Raw genomic sequence first — 2,466 nt, 5'->3', positions numbered from 1 at the left:
GGTCGTTTATATTGGCTTAAAGTATATCAGTTACCACTAGCGAGTCGTGCAGCGCGCGGTAAGCCAATTGTTAACTTGTTACCACTTGAAGCTGATGAACGTATTACTGCTATATTGCCAGTACGCGAGTACGCAGAAGATAAATACATCTTTATGGCAACAGCATTTGGTACAGTTAAGAAAACACCATTAACGGCTTACAGTCGTCAACGTGCAAGCGGTATTATTGCTGTTAACTTAAATGATGGCGATAGCCTGATTGGTGTTGATATTACCGATGGTAGCAATGAAATTATGTTGTTCACTGATGCAGGTAAAGTTGTACGCTTTAAAGAAGCTGAAGAAACAACAGTTGTTGATGAAAACGGTAACCCAGTATTAGACGAAGAAGGTAATCCTGAGATTCGTTTCAAAGGTGTTCGCCCAATGGGTCGTACTGCTACAGGTGTTCGTGGTATTAAAATGGCCGATGATCAACGCGTAGTATCGTTAATTGTACCAAAAACTGACGGTGCTATTTTAACGGTAACTGAAAATGGTTACGGTAAGCGTACACAACTAGAAGATTACCCATCTAAGAGCCGTGCAACACAGGGTGTTGTATCTATCAAGGTGAGTGAGCGTAACGGTGCTGTTGTTGGCGCTGTACAAGTTGATGATAACGACGAAATCATGATTATTTCAAATCGTGGTACCTTAGTACGTACTCGCGTTAATGAAGTTTCTACGGTTGGACGTAACACCCAAGGTGTTATTTTGATCAGAACTATTGACGAAGAGCAAGTAGTTGGTTTACAACGTATAGAAGAGATTGAAGTTACAGAAAGTGACTTGATTGATATTGAAGACGTTGAAACTGTAGATACGGTTATTGATGAAGTAGCGGATGATAATCCTCCTTCAGAATAATTGATATTGAAAAAGCGGCCTTGGCCGCTTTTTTTAATGTTGTTGAAAAAAATTAATAGGGTGTGAAGTTATATTCATTCACTAAAACTCAAAGGTTTAGTGGGTGGGTATTGAGCATTCATGCTAAGTAGTTAAATTACTGGAATGAGGCAAAGGTAATGAGTAAATATAATTTTTGTGCGGGGCCAGCTATGCTTCCGCAAGCGGTTATGAAAAAAGCACAAAAAGAGTTTCTAGATTGGCAAGATTTAGGTGTGTCTGTGATGGAAATAAGCCATCGTAGCAAAGAGTTTTTAGCCCTTACAGCTAAATGTGAAGCCAGCCTTCGTCGCCTAATGAATATCAGTGATGAATTTGAAGTGCTGTTTATGCATGGTGGTGGTCGTGGTCAGTTTAGTGCTGTGCCATTAAATTTACACCAAGAAGGCAAAGCTGCGGTTTATTGCGAAAACGGCGTGTGGTCAAAAAGTGCAACAGACGAGGCCAACAAGTTTACTCAAGCAACCTCTATTGATGTGCGTAATGATGCCAATGGCGAGTTTTCTATTAAACAGGTTGCTGATTGGGTGTTACCAGAAGATGCATCTTACATTCACTATTGCCCTAACGAAACGGTTGACGGCTTAGAAATTTTTGATGTACCAAGCCACCCAACTGCACCGATCGTTGCTGATATGTCGTCAACTATTTTATCACGCGAAATAGACGTTAATAAATTTGATTTAATTTACGCTGGTGCGCAAAAAAATATCGGCCCGTCGGGCATATCAATCGTTATTGTTCGTAAAACATTACTTGAGCGTGAAGGCTTACCTAAGCCAGGCATTTTAGATTACGCATTAGAAGCAAAACAAGGCAGCATGTTTAACACGCCTCCTACATTTGCTTGGTATTTAGCTGCTGAAGTATTTCAATGGCTTGAAAGTAATGGTGGCGTAAAAGCGATGGAAGTTCAAAATATTGCTAAAGCGCAGCTACTTTATGACTTTATTGATGAATCGAGCTTTTATACCAATAAAGTAGCTAAACATTGCCGTTCACGTATGAATGTTCCGTTTTGGCTTAATGATGAAAGCTTAAATGATAAGTTTGTTGCTCAGTCTAAAGATGCAGGGTTACTCGCTCTTGAAGGCCACAGAATTGTGGGCGGTATGCGCGCAAGTATTTATAACGCAATGCCTATTGAAGGTGTTCAAGCACTTGTAGACTTTATGGCTGCTTTTGCAAAGGAGCACAGCTAATGGAGCAGCTTCGTTTAGAACCTATTTCTAGAGTAAATGGCACAGTAACCCTACCAGGTTCAAAGAGTCTATCGAACAGAATTTTATTATTAGCAGCACTTGCAAGCGGTACTACCGTTGTAGAAAACTTACTTGATAGTGACGATATACGCCATATGCTGGGCGCCTTAAAGTTATTAGGTGTAAATGTAACTTTAAATGATGACCGCACTGTAGCCACCGTAGAGGGTGTTAGTGGTGTGTTTAATACACCGACTGAGCCATTGTTTTTAGGTAATGCGGGTACTGCTTATAGACCTTTAACGGCAGTACTTGC

The 2,466-nt window shown here is 40.5% G+C and carries 2 protein-coding genes and 1 pseudogene; all 3 read left to right on the top strand.

Features of this window, described 5'->3' with window-relative positions:
- Positions 1–909 (top strand): DNA gyrase C-terminal beta-propeller domain-containing protein (locus tag L652_RS0102475; RefSeq protein ID WP_024603255.1); only part of this gene is annotated, 909 nt, incomplete at its 5' end.
- Positions 910–1,067: 158 nt separating this feature from the next.
- Entirely contained in the window at positions 1,068–2,150 is a 1,083-nt protein-coding gene (gene serC / locus L652_RS0102470; RefSeq protein ID WP_024595544.1) for a 3-phosphoserine/phosphohydroxythreonine transaminase, read from the top strand.
- A pseudogene (locus tag L652_RS0102465) lies at positions 2,150–2,466 on the top strand (3-phosphoshikimate 1-carboxyvinyltransferase); the annotation flags it as partial. The gene serC and the pseudogene L652_RS0102465, both read left to right, overlap by 1 nt.

The sequence above is a fragment of the Pseudoalteromonas sp. TB25 genome (assembly GCF_000497995.1).
In the GTDB taxonomy this organism is placed as follows: domain Bacteria; phylum Pseudomonadota; class Gammaproteobacteria; order Enterobacterales; family Alteromonadaceae; genus Pseudoalteromonas; species Pseudoalteromonas distincta.
The sequence above is the reverse complement of the archived record's forward strand: the minus strand, read 5'-3'. Positions and strand labels throughout refer to the sequence as shown.

What these genes read in the sequence shown, in the direction of transcription:
- serC (WP_024595544.1), top strand. Translation starts at nt 1,068, where the DNA reads ATGAGTAAATATAATTTTTGTGCGGGGCCAGCTATGCTTCCGCAAGCG.